This is a genomic window from Eubacterium sp. An3, assembly GCF_002159465.1.
Lineage (GTDB): Bacteria > Bacillota > Clostridia > Lachnospirales > Lachnospiraceae > Anaerobutyricum > Anaerobutyricum stercoris.
This window is the reverse complement of record NZ_NFIR01000003.1, coordinates 114,072-129,253: the sequence shown is the minus strand read 5'-3', so window position 1 is coordinate 129,253 and position 15,182 is coordinate 114,072. Positions and strand designations below refer to the sequence as shown.

The following is a 15,182-nucleotide window of genomic DNA, read 5'->3' as shown; positions in this document are numbered from 1 at the left end:
AGAGATTACAGGTATATTTTTTCATTATCGACAGATACTACAGGAAAATGCTGTTTTACGATATTTATATTTCCGGAGAAGGAGAAATTATGGATACGGTATACGGAAGAAATCAGAAAATAAAAGGGAGGCTGCAGAACAATTTTGATCTGGATTATGCATTCCTGGAAAAAGCGCTGGAGAACAGCGGAGACATGGTAAAAAATGTGTTTTACGCCGGCGATGGTAAAACAAGGGCGGTGGCCATCTATGTGGACGGGCTGACCGACTCTCAGACTCTGCAGGATTTTGTGATCCGCCCGTTGCAGGAGACAGTCCTGGAGGGCAGGAATAATCTGCTGTCTTTTGTGGAAAATCATGTGCTGGAAACGGTGGACTGGAAGAGTGTGGAGACATATGAGGATGCCCTGACGGACATTTTGTCGGGCAATTCTCTTCTGCTGGTGGAAGGCTGCGAGAAGGCGGTGTCACTGTCCACCAAGAATTTTCCCAGCCGGGGTGTGGGAGAGACGCAGCAGGAAATGGTCATGCGGGGGCCGAAGGACAGCTTCACAGAGAATTTCCGCACCAACACGGCGCTGATCCGCCGCCGCATCCGGGATCCGCGGCTGAAAATGGAGCACACAAAAGTGGGAGAACGCTCCAAAACTGATATTGCCATCTGTTACGTGGAAGACCTGGTGGAGCCGGAGCTTCTCGATAAAATCCGAAAGAAAGTAAAAGAAATCAGCCTGGATGGTATTTTTGACGGAGGGATGGTGGAGCAGCTCATGGAGAAAAATCCATGGACGCCGTTTCCGCAGTTTCAGCATACGGAGCGTCCGGACAAAGCTGCCAGCGGGCTGTTGGAAGGACGCATTGTACTGGTCGTTGATAATTCGCCGGGAGTGCTGCTTCTCCCTGTGACCTACGGTATGTTTTTTCAGGCGGGCGACGATTATTACAGCCGTTTCGAGGTGGCTTCCTTTGCAAGAATCCTCCGGTTTGTGGCGGCGGTATTTGCCATTGGATTTCCGGGGCTGTATGTGGCCATTGCCGGATTTCACACGGAAATGCTCCCCACAGCATTTTTGCTGTCCATTGCTCAGGCGAGAACCGGAATAGTGATTCCGGTTGTTCTGGAAGTGTTGCTGATGGAATTTCAATTTGAACTGCTCCGCGAGGCAGGCATTCACATCCCGGGCCAGCTGGGCGGCACCATCGGCATTGTCGGAGGACTGATCGTGGGGCAGGCGGCGGTGGACGCAGGAATCGTCAGCACCATTGTGGTCATCGTGGTTTCCTTTACGGCTATTGCGTCTTTTATCGTACCCAGCGAGGCTTTCGGGGCGGTTTTCCGTCTTCTCAAATTCCTTTTTATCTTTGTGGCGGCGTTGTGGGGAATCTACGGTTATCTGCTGTTGTTTGCGGCTCTGCTGTTTCATCTGGCTCAGCTGGAATCTTTTGGCGTTCCCTACATGCTTCCATCTGTGTGCGGCGGACATCTGGACTATGACGCCAGAAAAGATGAATATCTGCGTTATCCGCTGCGCTTCATGAAAAAAAGGCCGTTATTCACGAGGGAGGGCCGGCGGATACGAAGAAAACCGGCATCGCAAGATACGCAGAAGAAAGGAGAAGGAAATCATTGAATGAAAGTAAAATCTCAAAGCGGCAGCTGACAAGAATGATATATATAGAGGGAATCGGGGCGTCGGGCCTTACATTTCCGGCGGCAGCGGCGCTTGGCAGCCGGTCGGAAGGGCTGTTTCCCGTTATCCTCTACGGCGGATTATTATTTTTGTTTGCCGCCTGGCTGCTGTTTCTGATTCACAGGCTGGAAAAGAGAAATCCTGCAGGAATGTCCGCCGGATACGGATTCGTATTAAGCAAATGGCTGGGAATCCTCTACATGTTCCGGCTCTTTATAAACGCTCTGGCGCTTTTTTACTTTTTCGGTCTGTCCATACAGCAGATTTACATGCCGGGCGTGAGCCTCTTTATGATACTTCTGCCTTTCGCATTACTGCTCTGGTACTGCACCCAGACAACCCTGCAGAAACGGGCGCGTTTTCTGGAACTGCTTTTTCCGTGGATTGCGGGTCTGTTCGTCATACTGATATTCTTTGCAGTTCTGGGGCTGGAAGGAAAATTTCATCTGCCAGAGTTTCAGGATGCCGTCTCAACAGTGCTGGGCAATGGATATCTCCTGCTGCTGTGCACCACGCCGCTGGAGTTTCTCCTCTTTCTGGTCCCGGCAGTGACGGAGAACCTCTGGGCGAAAAAAAGCCCTCGGGCGCAGCAGGGAGAAACGTGCGGAGAACCGGAAGCCAGCGAAGAAAATGCGGCAGGAAGAGAACCTGTTCCCGAGGAATTGGAGAGCGGAAAAGAAATATCTCCGGATTCCTGGTGGAAAAAACGGAAAGCCTTTGTCTGGCGCGCGGTGGCGGGCGTTTTTATCTGGAACCTTCTCCTTTGGTTTGTGACCATAGAGAATCTGGGCGGCGAGCTCACCGCCGCCTCCCCATGGCCGGTCATCAAAGTAATGCAGCTGATCCGGCTGCCGGGCGGTTTTCTGGAGCGGTTTGATATACTGCTGGCAGTCTTCTGGATTCTCTGTCTGGTGGGTGTGCTCAGCGGTTACCTGTATTACGGCAGAAAAATAGGCGAGGAAATCTTTGGCGGTAAAATCCTGGACGGCAGAACTCTTCGCCTGAGAGTTTCTGTCATTACTGCTGCTGTCATAACTCTTATGCTTCTCATTTCCTGTCTTGTGGCGGGACAGGATGGATCCTGGCTTCTTACATGGTTTGTTTTTTATAAGAAATGGATTGATTTCCCTCTGTTGCTCTTGCTGCCTCTGCTGGCGCTGCTGCGGAAACCGGGCGGTCGTCTGCCCCGGCGTGTTGTGGCGGCAGGCGCCGTTTTAGTGGTGATGTTTACCATGTCCGGCTGCGGCAGGCAGGCCGATGTGGAAGAAAAAAGTTATGTTTTATCCCTATATGTGGAGGATGGTGGAGAAACATATGAATATTGGCTGTCTACAGCAGACCTGGCGTCCATGGAGGCACAGGAAGACAGTATTCCATGTATCACTATCCACTTCACTGCTGAAAATATGGAAGCCATGGAAGAAAAGTTTGCCAAAACGCAGACAGGCATTCTGGAATGGAATCATATTGACACTATATTTCTGGGACCGAAACTGATTGGGAATCCGGAGCGTCTCGATACATTTCTAAAAGAATGGGAGGCCTCCTGGCAGAAGTCACCCAACGTCCTGCTCTCCGTCTGCCTCCAGACCCCTGAAGAACTTCTTGACATCAAAAATATTCCCGAAGGCGCTGCCGGTCAGGAAATCAGCCGCCTCATGGAGCAGACTGAACAGGAAGGACAGCATATTTTTGGATGGAACAATCCCGGCGAAGGAGGCATCTATTGCCGCACCCCCATTGAAGTTCTCAAGGCAAAGTCCGGGGGCGAAAAAGACATTTATCTCTACCAGACCAAAATCCAATGGAGACGGCTGGTGCTGAAACGGGGGTACCGGCTGCCGGAGTGAGAGCAGACGCCCGATGTGCAGCGGACAGCAAACGGCTTTGACATGAGCTCGGCGAATCGCGCTAATCGGAGGGGGAAGGAACTTCCCCTGTCCGATTTAAAAAATGGAAGTATTAATATGCATGTTATACAGAAAAATATGCGAGCCCTGATTATATATAATAAAGAATGTTTTTATAAAAAAAGTATTGATAAATCTGATATTTATTATATAATAAAAATACAATTGCAATTGTAAATAAAAAATGCGGGGTGAAGTTTTGGATTATACAGATACAATTCTGAACAAAAAGATAAATAATCCACAAAGTACCGCATCGATAAATGATAATAACGACAAGATACCAAAGCATACGGTGAGAGACAGTGTATTCAGACATCTGTTTCTCGAGCCCAAATATGCGCTGCAGTTATACCGGATATTGCATCCGGAGGATACAACGGCAACAGAAGCGGATATTTCATATCTGACTATCACAAAAGAGATAACGAATGGCATCAGAAACGATCTGGGCATGTACATAGGCGGTAAGTTTCTTATTATGATAGAGGCTCAGACGACGTGGAGCGAGAATATCGTAATTCGGATATTCATATATCTGGCAGAAATCTGGAAGAATTATATTGCTCAGAATGGTCTGGATGTGTTTTCGTCAAAAGATTTGAATTTGCCGATACCGGAGTTATATGTAGTTTATACAGGGGAGCGCAAAAGCAGACCGGCGGTGCTAAAACTCTCTGAACACATATTCCACGGCGCCTGTAAAGATGTTGAACTGGCTGTGCACATGATATATAATGGAAAAGAAGAAAAGGATATTCTAAGCCAGTATATTTCTTTTACAAAGCAGGTAAAATATTTTTTTCAAAAGTACGGAAGAACAAGTAAAGCGGCAGAAGAATTATTCAGATACTGTATAGATCATAATATTTTAAAGGAGTATCTTCTCAGCAGACAGGAGGAGGTGACAAGTATGCTGGATGTGATTTTTGACGATACGATTCATAGAAGAAAACAGCAGGAAGAAGCCTTTGCGGCGGGAGAAGCCAGGGGCAAAAAGGCCGGAGAGCTGAAAAAGGCCAGAGAAACCGCGGTGGAGATGGCCCGGATCGGAATGGAGGAAGATGTGATTGCAAGCGTATTGAAGGTGGATGTCTCCCAGGTGGAAAAATGGCTGGCGGCAGAGAGCATTCTGTCTTCTGCAGGACAATAATTGTAAAAATAAATACCAATGACCGGAATACATTTCCGGCTGCAAAGGAGGGAGGCCCGGTTCCGGGTGCTCCTTCTTGTGTTTTCTGTTCTTTTTTGCCGCGCTGCCCGTCCGGCAGTTTAAAGCTCTCATTTTCTGTCTATCCTTTTCCTATGAATGCAAAAACAAAATGGAACATAAAAACGAAATGGAATATAAAGACAAAACGAAATGCAAGAATAAAACATATGACAGACAAAACAAGCTGCGCGGGCAGAATTCGCCTGCGGGCGGCTGTGGCCCGTACGGTGGTGGCAGCGTCTCGAATCATGCTCCGCACAGCCATGGCGATCCTTTTCCTGCTTACGGCAGTGCTGCTGTATCAGATTTATATGGAAAATCATTTTCAGATTTATGATTCCGCGCTGCGCTTTCATGTGAGAGCGGCGTCAGACGGGGCGGAGGAGCAGGAACTGAAGCTTAAAGTGCGGGACGAGGTGCTTGCGGTGCTGCGGCCTGCTGCTGACCGGGCGGAGAGTGCCGGGGAACTGAAAACGGAGGTGGAAAAAATGCTTCCCGATATTGTGCAGACGGCGGCGGAAACCCTTAGGGAAAACGGCAGCGAAGATGCCGTCAGGGTGTCTGTGGTGCAGGAGAGATTTCCGGCGCGCAGGTACGGGAAAATGTTCTTCCCGGCGGGCGTTTATGAGGCGCTGCGGGTGGACATCGGAGCGGCCCAAGGACATAACTGGTGGTGTGCAATTTACCCGGAACTATGTTATAATGCAGAGGAATCTTCCGCTCTGTCAGAAAAGGGCGGAGAAGACGTGGAAAGAGATCTTTCCAGGAAAGAAAGTCAGGTACTTTTTGGAAAAAAGGGACGCTTTCGGATAAGGATACTGGAGTGGTTTTCAGAGCTGGCGTCCTGATGGCTGTCCGGCTGATGAAAATGCGGAAGGCGGCGGCAGGCTTGCCGGAAGGGAAATCGGCGGGACGCCGGACAGAAGATACGCGGTTTTGCCGCTTTGAGGATGAAAAATGGGAAAAGTATTATCAAACAGTGAGAGGATTCTTTTCTGCGAGCAGATGGGGATGATTTTGAAATCAGGAATTTCTGCGGCGGAAGGAATTATGATTATGAAGGAAGATGCCGGGCAGGAGGAGAGTCCCCTTCGGGAGCTTTATGAGGAGATTCAGAGGAATCTGGACGAGACAGGCATTTTTTATGATGCGCTGGAGGAGACCGGAGCTTTTCCGGATTATATGATCCAGATGGCCCGCATCGGAGAGCAGACAGGTAATCTGGATGAGGTCATGGAAGGGCTGGCGGCCTATTATGAGCGCGAGGAAAATATGGTCCAGGACATCAAGAGCGCCGTGACCTATCCGCTGCTCATGCTTGGCATGATGCTGGTCATTTTCCTGGTGATGATCGTCAAGGTGCTGCCGGTGTTCGCGCAGGTTTATGAGCAGCTGGGCGGACAGATGACCGGTATGGCGGCTGTTCTGCTGCAGGCGGGAATCGGAATCCGCCGATATTATGGAGTGATTCTGCTGATTGTTTTCCTGCTGGCTGCCGGATGTCTCTGGCTGTTCTGCACGCCGCAGGGCAAGGAGCGGTTCAGGAAGATGGCAGGAGGTTTCTTTGGAACCCGGAAGATTCTGAGCCGGATGCAGACGGCGCGGTTTGCTTCGGGCATGTCCATGGCTCTTCGCAGCGGTATGGATTATACCGGCGCTTTTCATATGGTGGATTCCCTGCTGCAAGGGGATGACAAAGTGAGGAAGAAACTGGAGGACTGCCGGGAGCGCGTCGAGGAAGGCGAGTCATTTTCCGCGGCGGCTGTGCAGTCGGGCATGCTGACCGGCCTTTACGGCAGGATGCTTTACATAGCGGAGAGGACGGGAGATACGGACGGCGCGCTGAAAAAGATTGCGCTGCAGGCGGACAGCGAGGTGACGGCGCGGATTCAGAACTTTATCTCCGTGCTGGAGCCAACGATGGTGGCGATTCTGTCCGTGCTGGTGGGCGGAATCCTTCTGTCGGTTATGGTGCCGCTGATGGGAATATTGTCCAGTATAGGATGAGACTGTACAGGGAGGCATAGATGGAAAAGTATATCCGAAAGAACCGACACGGGCAGCTTTTTTTGTCCGTGTGCATCTTTCTTATATTTATAGCTGTGTTTTTATATGGAATCCAGTCGGTTTCCTCGGTGACGGAGGAGACCGAGATGGAAAACATAGAAAATGCGGTGGTGCAGTCGGCGGTGCTGTGCTATGGGACGGAAGGTGCGTACCCGGAGAGCATCGAGTATCTCAAAGAGCATTACGGGCTGCGTTATAACGAGGAAAAATATATTGTGGATTATGAGATTGTCGCGAAAAATATCCGGCCGCAGGTTCGGGTGCTGCGGCTGTCCCGGGAGGAAAAATGAAAAAGAACGGCGGAAGCATACATACGATAGATATTTTATTTCCTCTGCTGTTTATCCTGCTGTTTTGTTTCTGCGCACTGCTGGTGGTGCTGCAGGGCGCAAGGATTTACGAGAAAACGGCGGCGGGTCTGGAAGAAAATTATACGGTTCGGACGGCGGTATCCTATCTGCAGGAAAAGGTCCGCGAGTGCGGAGACTCTTCCAAAATAACGGTGAAGGAAATGTCCGGGCGGCAGGTGCTGGTCATTGAAGCCGATGTGAACGGCGAGAGTTATGCTTCCTACATCTATCAGGAAGACGGATATCTGAAAGAGCTCTTCACAAAGAAAGAAACATTTTCCGGACTCCAGGGCGGGCAGGAGTTGGTTGCTCTGGATACATTCTCAGTGAGCAGACCCGAAGAAGACCTGCTGCAGTTTGATCTGTCGGCGGACGGTCAGGAGGAGACCGTCTTTATCCGGGCCGCGGCAAATGGAGTGGCCGCCACGGCTGAAACCGCGGAAAATGGTCATGAGAGCAGTGGAACATCTGCCGGGGGGATGGAAGAATGAGGATACGAAAACATTCCAGATCAGGATTATTTCTAATTGAATTGATGATAGCCATTGCGTTTTTTGCCATGACCACGGCGGTGTTCCTGCAGGCTTTCGCAAAGTCAAATGCCATCGGCCGGGAGGCGGAGAATCTGTTTCAGGCGCAGAAGCTGTGCTCCTCTGTGGCGGAGATACTGGGAGGCGCCGACCAGGATGCCAAAGAGCAGGCCGTTGCCACCGGACAAAATACCGGCGATGCGGATGAGTCTAAACAGTATGATTCCGGCCAGTTCTTTTTGCAGGAGCTGAAGCAGTATTTTCCGGAGCTGGAGACCGCCGAGAGCGGAGCCAGCATATATTACGATGGGAACTGGAAGATCTGCCGGGCTGAGGACGGGGTATATGTGATCTCGGCTGCCTGGCAGCAGGACGGAGAGATGTGGAATGTGACTGTCGGGGCAGGTGAGGTAAATGTTTCGCAGACAGCGGCTGGTCAGTCATCCATCTATCAGCTCACACTGAGATTATATCGTCCGGAAGCGGAAGGAGGCGTCTCATGAAGAAAAAAGGAATCCCGGTTATGAATGTGGGGATATCTCTGCTGATTCTTATTTTTATGACTCTGGCGCTTCTGACGTTTTCGGTGCTGTCGCTGGAAAATGCGGTGGCGGACAGGCGGCTGTCGCAGAAGGCCGCGGACCATACAACGGCTTATTACGATGCGGCCAACCGGATACAGGAGCAGATCGCGGACCGGATGCAGGAGGCGCAGGAGCAGAATCTGGCCGCCGGCACACGGTTTTCTTTTCAGGAAGAAGTATCCGACGGACAAATAGTCATCGCTTCTGTGGTTGTGACAGGAGACGGCGAAGAGAGAGATTTTGATGTGGTACAGTGGCAGCTGCAGTCCTCGGAGGACTGGGAGGCAGACCGCTCGCTGGATGTATACCAGGGAGAACAGTAACAGAAACGGAGGCGAATGAAATAGTATGGAATTGCGGGAATATCTGGAAAGGGCCACAGCGCAGGGAGCGTCAGATCTGTTTATTGTCGCAGGTCTGCCGCTGACCTGTAAGGTCAACGGTAAAATGATACATATGGGAGAAGAAAGGGTTATGCCGGAAGAGACAGAACGGCTTATCAGAGACATTTATGCTCTGACTTCTAACCATAGTCTGGAAGAGCTGCAGAAAAAAGGAGACGACGATTTCTCCTTCTCGATTGCAAATCTTGCCCGTTTTCGTGCCAGTATATATAAGCAGAGGGGATCTCTGGCAGCAGTGATTCGTCTCATTGCGTTTCAGCTTCCTAATCCGGAAGAGCTGGAGATTCCGGCATCTATTTTAAATCTGGCGGATTACAGAAAGGGGCTGGTACTGGTAACTGGACCGGCGGGAAGCGGCAAATCAACCACATTGGCATGTCTCATTGACAGAATTAACAGTACGAGGGAGAGTCATATCATTACTTTGGAAGATCCGCTGGAATTTCTTCACCGGCATAAAAAGAGTATCGTGAGCCAGAGGGAGGTAAGCTCTGATACGGAAAGCTATCAGGCAGCTTTGCGGGCGGCTCTGCGGCAGAGCCCGGATGTGATTCTGCTGGGAGAGATGCGGGATTATGAGACTATTCAGATTGCCATGACGGCGGCTGAGACCGGGCATCTGGTGTTTTCCACACTTCACACAGTGGGGGCGGCTAATGCGGTGGATCGAATTATTGATGTGTTTCCGCCTAATCAGCAGCGGCAGATTACAGTACAGCTGGCTTCCGTATTAAACGCAGTGGTATCGCAGCAGCTTGTGACAGGAACAGACGGCAGGCGTATTCCGGCCTTTGAGCTGATGACGGTGAATACTGCCATAAAAAATATGATTCGCGACGGTAAAGTGCACCAGATCGACGGTATGATTTATTCTTCTGTCGCGGATAATTTGTTTTCGATGGATTATTATCTGGCAGGTTTGTGCGGAAAAGGAAAGGTAGAAAAAGAGACTGCGCTTGCGAATGCTATGAATCCCGGAATGCTTAAGAAAAAGCTCGTTTAGATTTATTGTCATAGTTCATTACATTTTTCGTTTCAAAAGAGTGGAAAACTCTGGATTAATATGTAAAATGTAATGGGAATTGTTGACAGAGGGCGGTTGCTGTGCTACTATTTTTAATATAAAATGGATTCAAAATATACCAGAAGGGAGAGTTGAACAATGTTTCGTAAGTGGTTAATGGTACCTGCAGTTTGCCTTGCAATGGCCTTAATTATGTTCGGAGGTGTTTTGGGCAGCACAGGAGGAAAGGCTACATCTGTAGCAGGTATTTTCGACAGTTTTTATGAGAACTACTGGAAAGAGCAGGGACCAGAAAACGGAAACCTTGATATCGTATATGATGAAGAAGTACCTCTGTAGGCTGCAGAGAAGAAAATAATTATTACGGTAAGCTGCGAAGAGAGCTGGGTCTTTTACAGACCTGGCTCTTATTCTTTGCAATAAAAATGCTGCCGCACTATTTTTTTATGGACAGCCCCCTTTCGCTCATGTGGAAGCGAAAAGATGTTATAATGCGGAAAAGCGAAAGAATAATGTAAAGTGTTCAAATGAAGGAGAATATGATATAGTATTGCAGAAGTGAAAAAAGATAATACGGAGAAGTATTCGAAAGGAAAGGAAAAATGGCAGAGAAAAATATTGTTGTAATTATGGGAGGCAGATCATCAGAGCATGAGGTATCCCTCATGTCTGCCGCCACGGTAATTGAAAACATTAATACTGATATCTACAATGTGATTATGATAGGAATTACAAAGGACGGTCAGTGGAAGCTGATTGATTCCATGGACAAGGTGAAGGACGGCACCTGGGTAAAAGGCCGGGTTCAGGCGTTCATTTCCCCTGAGACCGGAAAGAATGAACTTTGTCTTGTTTATGGAGACCGCGTAGAACGGCTGAATGTTGACGTGGTGTTCCCGGTGCTCCACGGCATGAACGGAGAGGACGGAACGTTGCAGGGACTGCTGGAACTGGCGAAGATTCCATATGTGGGATGCGGCGTGCTGGCTTCCGCCTGCTCCATGGATAAGTTCTATACGAAGATCATCGTGGACTCCATCGGTATCCGCCAGGCGAAGTTTGTAGGTGTTTACCGCTGGCAGTTAAAAGATATGGATGCGGTCGTTGCCAGAGTGGAGGAGAGTCTTCCGTATCCTGTTTTTGTGAAGCCGTCCAAGGCAGGTTCTTCACAGGGAGTAGGCAAGGCAGGCTGCCGTGAGGAGCTTGTAGACGCGCTGGAGCTGGCGGCTCGGCATGATTCCAAGATTCTTGTGGAAGAAAATATCGTGGGAAGAGAGCTGGAATGCGCGGTGCTTGGAGGCATTGAGGCCAAAGCTTCCGGCGTGGGAGAGATTCTTGCGGCGGATACGTTCTATACCTACGAGGCAAAATATAATAACGCAGATTCAAAAACCATCGTGGGGCCGGAGCTTCCGGAAGGAAAAGCTGAGGAAATTCGCAGAGATGCGGAAGCGATTTTTAAAGCGCTCGATTGCTATGGACTTTCCCGTGTGGATTTCTTCCTGAAAGAGGATACCAATGAAGTGGTGTTCAACGAGATTAACACGCTGCCGGGCTTTACGGCCATCAGCATGTATCCGATGCTCTGGGAGGCGGAAGGTGTTGACAAGAAAGCACTGGTGCAGCAGTTGATCGATCTGGCGATGATTCGCTATGAAGGATAGAAGGATATAAATATGACAAAAGAAAATGGCGGGCGGGCGCCGCACAGAGAAGAGCCGGAGAGAGCAGGCCGGCCAGGCGGCGCAGTCCATAAAAAAAGAAAGCTTCGATTGACGGTAAAAGGAGTACAGAGAGGATTCGGACAGGAAGAGGTCTCGGAGATTACCACGTTTGCCGATTATTTTATGAAAAATGAGAAGCATTACATTTTCTATTCCGAAACTACGGAAGAAGGGCGGACATTAAAGAATCGTTTGACTGTTTCTCCGGATGTGGTGGAACTGAAAAAAAGCGGCTGTGGAGATTCACTGCTGCGGTTTCGGGAGGGACATTCGGAGACCTGTGTGTATCAGTCACCGGCGGGAGCGCTGGAGATGGTATCAGATACCAGGCGGATAAAAATGCACGCAGGGGAAGATTTACTCCGGCTGACGCTGGAATACTCATTTTATATGTCAGGAATGCTGGTGTCCAACTATCATCTGACAGTGGAGGGAAAACCGGTGCCGGAAGAAACAGAATAAAAAAAGGTGCATCACAGGTGAAATTACTTTCCTGCTGTGATGCGCCTTTTTTGTTATTTTTTCTTGCGGTCTTTCTTTGCTTTTTCTTGTTTAACTTTTGCGGCGTCAATGTTTTCCTGTGCTTTGTCAGCTTTTTTGCGGATTTTTGCAACAAAGCCTTTTTTCTCCGGTTCCGGCACAGGAGCTTTACGGAAGTTATTGATGCTTGTGATATAGATACCACTGATCATAGCCTTGACCTCTGCCTTTACAGGAATCAGATCGTATACATCCTCATCGGCAATCAGGGACATTACTTTTGGACCGATTTTTGCTTTGACTACAGGGACTTTTGCCCGGCGCGCTCTTTTTGGAGTCTGGTCGAGAACCGCCTGCGGGAGTCCGGAATCAATCAGCGGCATTCTTTTTTTGTCAATGACAAGAATGGTGGCCTGCTGTGCCGCATCGACAAGCTTGCTTTTCTGTTCAGCCTGCTGTTTCTGCATTTTGGAGCCTTTGTAATAAAGGAACGCGAGAACGGCGATGGCGATAACCAGAATGACAGCCGTAATAATCCATGGATTTACACTCATGTCTCATCCTCCTAAGTTATATATGTCCGGAACCGGCAGAAATGTATCTGCTGATTCCGGGCAGTTCATTATTACAAACAAACATTGTAACATTTTTTTCTTGTTATGAAAAGATGAATCAGGAAAAAAATTGAGAATTCCTTATAACTCCTTTTGTTCTTCCTGAATGCTCTCCGTATGTCTGTCAAGCATTTCCTGAATTGCAGCCCGTGTGTGCTCGCTGATGGTCTTTTTCTGCTCTTTTGTCAGCTCTGAAAATTTGAACGGAGTTCCAAAGGCAACTTTGACATTGCCCGGCTTAATGCGGAAACCTCCGTTTTTTTCAAAGATACTGCTGGTACCGGAGATGGCCACAGGAACAATTGGAGCGCCGGCTTTCTGGGCCATTTTCAGGCTGCCTCCTTTAAATTCACCGATATGGCCGTCGCGGCTGCGCGTCCCTTCCGGGAAAATAAACATGGAATATCCCTCTTTCAGATATTCAGCTCCGGTGGTGATCATTTTAAGACCCTCCCGGACGTCGGTTCTGTTTAAGAACAGACAGTGGATCAGATACATCCATGAGGAAAGGCCGGGAATTTTCTGCAGGCTGTCTTTGGATACAAAGCCTGCTCCTGTCGGTATGACAACTTCGCTTACGAGAATATCCACATAACTGTTATGGTTGCCCACGTAGAGGCAGGATTCATCAGGAATATTGTCAAGGCCGCTCACTTCAATTTTTACTCCGGCAATCCGCAGCATATTGCGAAACGCTTTTTTCACCTGCAAATGTGCAATTCGGGAGCTTTCTGCCGGATCGGTCTCTGCCAGCTTCCGCAGGCGTTTTCTTTCCGGCGTGGTCACTATAATAAAATTAACTACATAAAATAGAACAAAAAACGCACGTAAATTCATAATATTCTCTCCTATCTGCCATAAAGCCGGGTAATGTCATAGAGACGCTTGGCGATATCGGAGGTCAGCAGGCCGTTTTTAATGCGGTAGGCCCAGTTTCCGTCAGCAACGCCCGGAATATTCATGCGGTATTCGCTGCCCTGGCAGAGCAGATCCTGAACCGGAACAATGGCGATGCGGGCGGGAGAGCCGAAACAGGTGCGGATAAAATCCCAGCTGATCTGGGAACCATCCGTATTCATATAACGGCGTACTTTGTCCCGGATATGTTCTGGCGCATGTTCATACCAACCGGTGCTTGTATCGTTATCATGGGTGCCGGAATAACAGATGCAGTTATATGGCTGGTTATATGGAAGATAACTGCTGTTATCATCCTCAAAGGCAAACTGCAGTATTTTCATACCGGGCAGATGGTAGCGGTCCCGAAGAGCCCGAACCTCATCGGTGATAATACCGAGATCTTCTGCGATAATCGGAAGATCTGTCCCGAAAATCTCTTCGATCCGTTCAAAGAAGGCGTCCCGGGGACCTTCCGTCCATTTGCCGGAAAGCGCGTTCTCAGCATCAGCAGGAACCTCCCAGTAGCTTTCCAGTCCGCGGAAATGATCGATGCGGACAATGTCACTCATGGTAAGCTGCGTCTCAATACGTTTCATCCACCATGCAAAATCAGTTTTTTTGTGATACTTCCAGTCGTAAAGGGGATTTCCCCAGAGCTGTCCGGTGGAACTGAAATAATCCGGCGGTACTCCGGCCACCACAACTGGGAAACCGTCTTTATCCAGCTGGAACAGTTTTGGCTGCGACCAAACGTCGGCGCTGTCTCCCGCAACAAAAATCGGGATATCTCCGATGAAAAGAATACCCTGTTCATTGGCATATTCCTTCAGAGCTGTCCACTGCCGGAAAAAAAGCCACTGCAGAAACTTCTCATAGCAGATTTCTTCATACAATTCTCTTTCAATGACCGCCTTCTGGGATTTGGTCGGTTTCCGGTATTTTTTCTCCCAGTTCAGCCAGTGGGCTCCCTTCTTGCTTTTTTTGATGGCCATGAACATAGCATAATCAGGAAGCCAGTCTGTATGCAGGCAGAAGGCGTCAAATTCTTTTTTCAGTGTGAGAATTCGCTCCTGCGAAGACATTTGGAACTTTGTAAATGCTTTGCGAAACAACGTGTCCTTATATTCCTTTACCAGCTCGTAATCCACCTGTTCCTCCGGAAAATCCGGTTTATCCCGCAGATCCTCCCCGGTCAAAAGACCGTCCTCCATCAGAAGCTCCGGGCTGATCAACAGCGGCTGGCCGGCAAAAGATGAATAGCACTGATACGGGCAGTTCGTTTCGCCGGTAGGACCGAGAGGCAATGTCTGCCAGATATGCTGACCGGCGTCTCTGAGAAAATCTACAAAACGGTAAGCCTCCGGGCCAAGGTCCCCGATGCCGTATTCCCCGGGAAGAGAAGTGGGGTGAACCAGAATGCCCGAGAGGCGGTGCATGTGTTTTATCGTGTCTAATTGCTCACGCATACTTTCCTCCTTTTTTATTTTTCTGATATTTCGTGATATCTTCGGCTGCAAAGCTTTTGATGTTTATATCACATACTTCGTTTATTATACAGAATTTTCTGAAAAATCGCAATCAAAAGAGCGATATAAAAAGGCTACAAATTATTTTAATAAATGTAAATGCCCATTGAAAAGAGCCTTCAAAAAAATTATAATGACTTTACTATATGGAAAAGGTCGAATTGA

At 48.9% G+C, this 15,182-nt stretch carries 16 protein-coding genes; 13 read left to right on the top strand and 3 right to left on the bottom strand.

The features are described from left to right. The first annotated feature begins 89 nt into the window (after positions 1-89). The 13 genes from B5F87_RS04900 to B5F87_RS04840 all read left to right on the top strand — a co-directional run bounded on the left by B5F87_RS04900 (position 90) and on the right by B5F87_RS04840 (position 11,959). Entirely contained in the window at positions 90-1,631 is a 1,542-nt protein-coding gene (locus B5F87_RS04900; RefSeq protein ID WP_087278001.1) for a spore germination protein, read from the top strand. Then, positions 1,628-3,541 carry a GerAB/ArcD/ProY family transporter gene (locus B5F87_RS04895; protein WP_087277667.1) on the top strand — a complete coding sequence of 638 codons (1,914 nt, stop codon included), beginning with the start codon at positions 1,628-1,630 and terminating at the stop codon, positions 3,539-3,541. Before B5F87_RS04900 ends, B5F87_RS04895 begins: the two co-directional genes overlap by 4 nt. Positions 3,542-3,800: 259 nt before the next feature. Beyond that, a complete protein-coding gene (locus B5F87_RS04885; RefSeq protein WP_087277661.1) occupies positions 3,801-4,754 on the top strand; it encodes a hypothetical protein in 954 nt (317 codons plus the stop codon). A 227-nt stretch (positions 4,755-4,981) separates the two neighbouring features. Continuing rightward, positions 4,982-5,662 (top strand): stage II sporulation protein R, encoded by a 681-nt coding sequence (locus tag B5F87_RS04880; RefSeq protein WP_158096958.1) that lies wholly within the window; start codon positions 4,982-4,984, stop codon positions 5,660-5,662. A gap of 109 nt (positions 5,663-5,771) precedes the next feature. Next, entirely contained in the window at positions 5,772-6,821 is a 1,050-nt protein-coding gene (locus tag B5F87_RS04875; protein WP_087277656.1) for a type II secretion system F family protein, read from the top strand. A 20-nt stretch (positions 6,822-6,841) separates the two neighbouring features. Further along, on the top strand, positions 6,842-7,171 hold the full coding sequence (locus tag B5F87_RS04870) for a hypothetical protein (protein ID WP_087277653.1): 330 nt from the start codon (positions 6,842-6,844) through the stop codon (positions 7,169-7,171). Further along, complete coding sequence (locus B5F87_RS04865) at positions 7,168-7,722, top strand: DUF4860 domain-containing protein (protein ID WP_087277651.1); 555 nt, start codon at positions 7,168-7,170, stop codon at positions 7,720-7,722. Before B5F87_RS04870 ends, B5F87_RS04865 begins: the two co-directional genes overlap by 4 nt. Further along, entirely contained in the window at positions 7,719-8,264 is a 546-nt protein-coding gene (locus B5F87_RS04860; RefSeq protein WP_087277648.1) for a hypothetical protein, read from the top strand. The genes B5F87_RS04865 and B5F87_RS04860 overlap by 4 nt, the downstream gene beginning before the upstream one ends. Beyond that, complete coding sequence (locus B5F87_RS04855) at positions 8,261-8,668, top strand: hypothetical protein (RefSeq protein ID WP_087277645.1); 408 nt, start codon at positions 8,261-8,263, stop codon at positions 8,666-8,668. Before B5F87_RS04860 ends, B5F87_RS04855 begins: the two co-directional genes overlap by 4 nt. Positions 8,669-8,693: 25 nt before the next feature. Continuing rightward, on the top strand, positions 8,694-9,752 hold the full coding sequence (locus tag B5F87_RS04850) for a PilT/PilU family type 4a pilus ATPase (protein ID WP_087277642.1): 1,059 nt from the start codon (positions 8,694-8,696) through the stop codon (positions 9,750-9,752). 159 nt (positions 9,753-9,911) lie between these two features. Then, positions 9,912-10,112, top strand: coding sequence for a hypothetical protein (locus B5F87_RS20645; RefSeq protein WP_139109018.1), 201 nt, complete (start codon positions 9,912-9,914; stop codon positions 10,110-10,112). 263 nt (positions 10,113-10,375) lie between these two features. Further along, positions 10,376-11,437: a D-alanine--D-alanine ligase family protein gene (locus B5F87_RS04845; RefSeq protein ID WP_087277640.1), complete on the top strand. Its 1,062-nt coding sequence runs from the start codon at positions 10,376-10,378 to the stop codon at positions 11,435-11,437. A gap of 12 nt (positions 11,438-11,449) precedes the next feature. Next, complete coding sequence (locus B5F87_RS04840; protein WP_087277637.1) at positions 11,450-11,959, top strand: DUF1934 domain-containing protein; 510 nt, start codon at positions 11,450-11,452, stop codon at positions 11,957-11,959. 53 nt (positions 11,960-12,012) lie between these two features. Here the strand turns inward: B5F87_RS04840 and B5F87_RS04835 are convergent, their stop codons facing one another. From B5F87_RS04835 to malQ, 3 genes are all read right to left on the bottom strand, one after another. Further along, positions 12,013-12,531, bottom strand: coding sequence for a hypothetical protein (locus tag B5F87_RS04835; protein WP_087277634.1), 519 nt, complete (start codon positions 12,529-12,531; stop codon positions 12,013-12,015). A gap of 141 nt (positions 12,532-12,672) precedes the next feature. Further along, positions 12,673-13,428: a lysophospholipid acyltransferase family protein gene (locus B5F87_RS04830; RefSeq protein ID WP_087277631.1), complete on the bottom strand. Its 756-nt coding sequence runs from the start codon at positions 13,426-13,428 to the stop codon at positions 12,673-12,675. Positions 13,429-13,439: 11 nt separating this feature from the next. Further along, positions 13,440-14,957, bottom strand: a complete 1,518-nt coding sequence (malQ, locus tag B5F87_RS04825) for a 4-alpha-glucanotransferase (RefSeq protein ID WP_204246047.1) — start codon at positions 14,955-14,957, stop codon at positions 13,440-13,442. Positions 14,958-15,182 lie beyond the last annotated feature (225 nt).

Bases quoted from the DNA above. Each gene is read 5' to 3' on its own strand.
- B5F87_RS04840 (WP_087277637.1), top strand. From the start codon at position 11,450: ATGACAAAAGAAAATGGCGGGCGGGCGCCGCACAGAGAAGAGCCGGAG.
- B5F87_RS20645 (WP_139109018.1), top strand. From the start codon at position 9,912: ATGTTTCGTAAGTGGTTAATGGTACCTGCAGTTTGCCTTGCAATGGCC.
- B5F87_RS04835 (WP_087277634.1), bottom strand. From the start codon at position 12,531: ATGAGTGTAAATCCATGGATTATTACGGCTGTCATTCTGGTTATCGCC.
- B5F87_RS04850 (WP_087277642.1), top strand. From the start codon at position 8,694: ATGGAATTGCGGGAATATCTGGAAAGGGCCACAGCGCAGGGAGCGTCA.
- B5F87_RS04860 (WP_087277648.1), top strand. From the start codon at position 7,719: ATGAGGATACGAAAACATTCCAGATCAGGATTATTTCTAATTGAATTG.
- B5F87_RS04830 (WP_087277631.1), bottom strand. From the start codon at position 13,428: ATGAATTTACGTGCGTTTTTTGTTCTATTTTATGTAGTTAATTTTATT.
- malQ (WP_204246047.1), bottom strand. From the start codon at position 14,957: ATGCGTGAGCAATTAGACACGATAAAACACATGCACCGCCTCTCGGGC.
- B5F87_RS04870 (WP_087277653.1), top strand. From the start codon at position 6,842: ATGGAAAAGTATATCCGAAAGAACCGACACGGGCAGCTTTTTTTGTCC.
- B5F87_RS04865 (WP_087277651.1), top strand. From the start codon at position 7,168: ATGAAAAAGAACGGCGGAAGCATACATACGATAGATATTTTATTTCCT.
- B5F87_RS04880 (WP_158096958.1), top strand. From the start codon at position 4,982: ATGACAGACAAAACAAGCTGCGCGGGCAGAATTCGCCTGCGGGCGGCT.
- B5F87_RS04900 (WP_087278001.1), top strand. From the start codon at position 90: ATGGATACGGTATACGGAAGAAATCAGAAAATAAAAGGGAGGCTGCAG.
- B5F87_RS04855 (WP_087277645.1), top strand. From the start codon at position 8,261: ATGAAGAAAAAAGGAATCCCGGTTATGAATGTGGGGATATCTCTGCTG.
- B5F87_RS04875 (WP_087277656.1), top strand. From the start codon at position 5,772: ATGGGAAAAGTATTATCAAACAGTGAGAGGATTCTTTTCTGCGAGCAG.
- B5F87_RS04845 (WP_087277640.1), top strand. From the start codon at position 10,376: ATGGCAGAGAAAAATATTGTTGTAATTATGGGAGGCAGATCATCAGAG.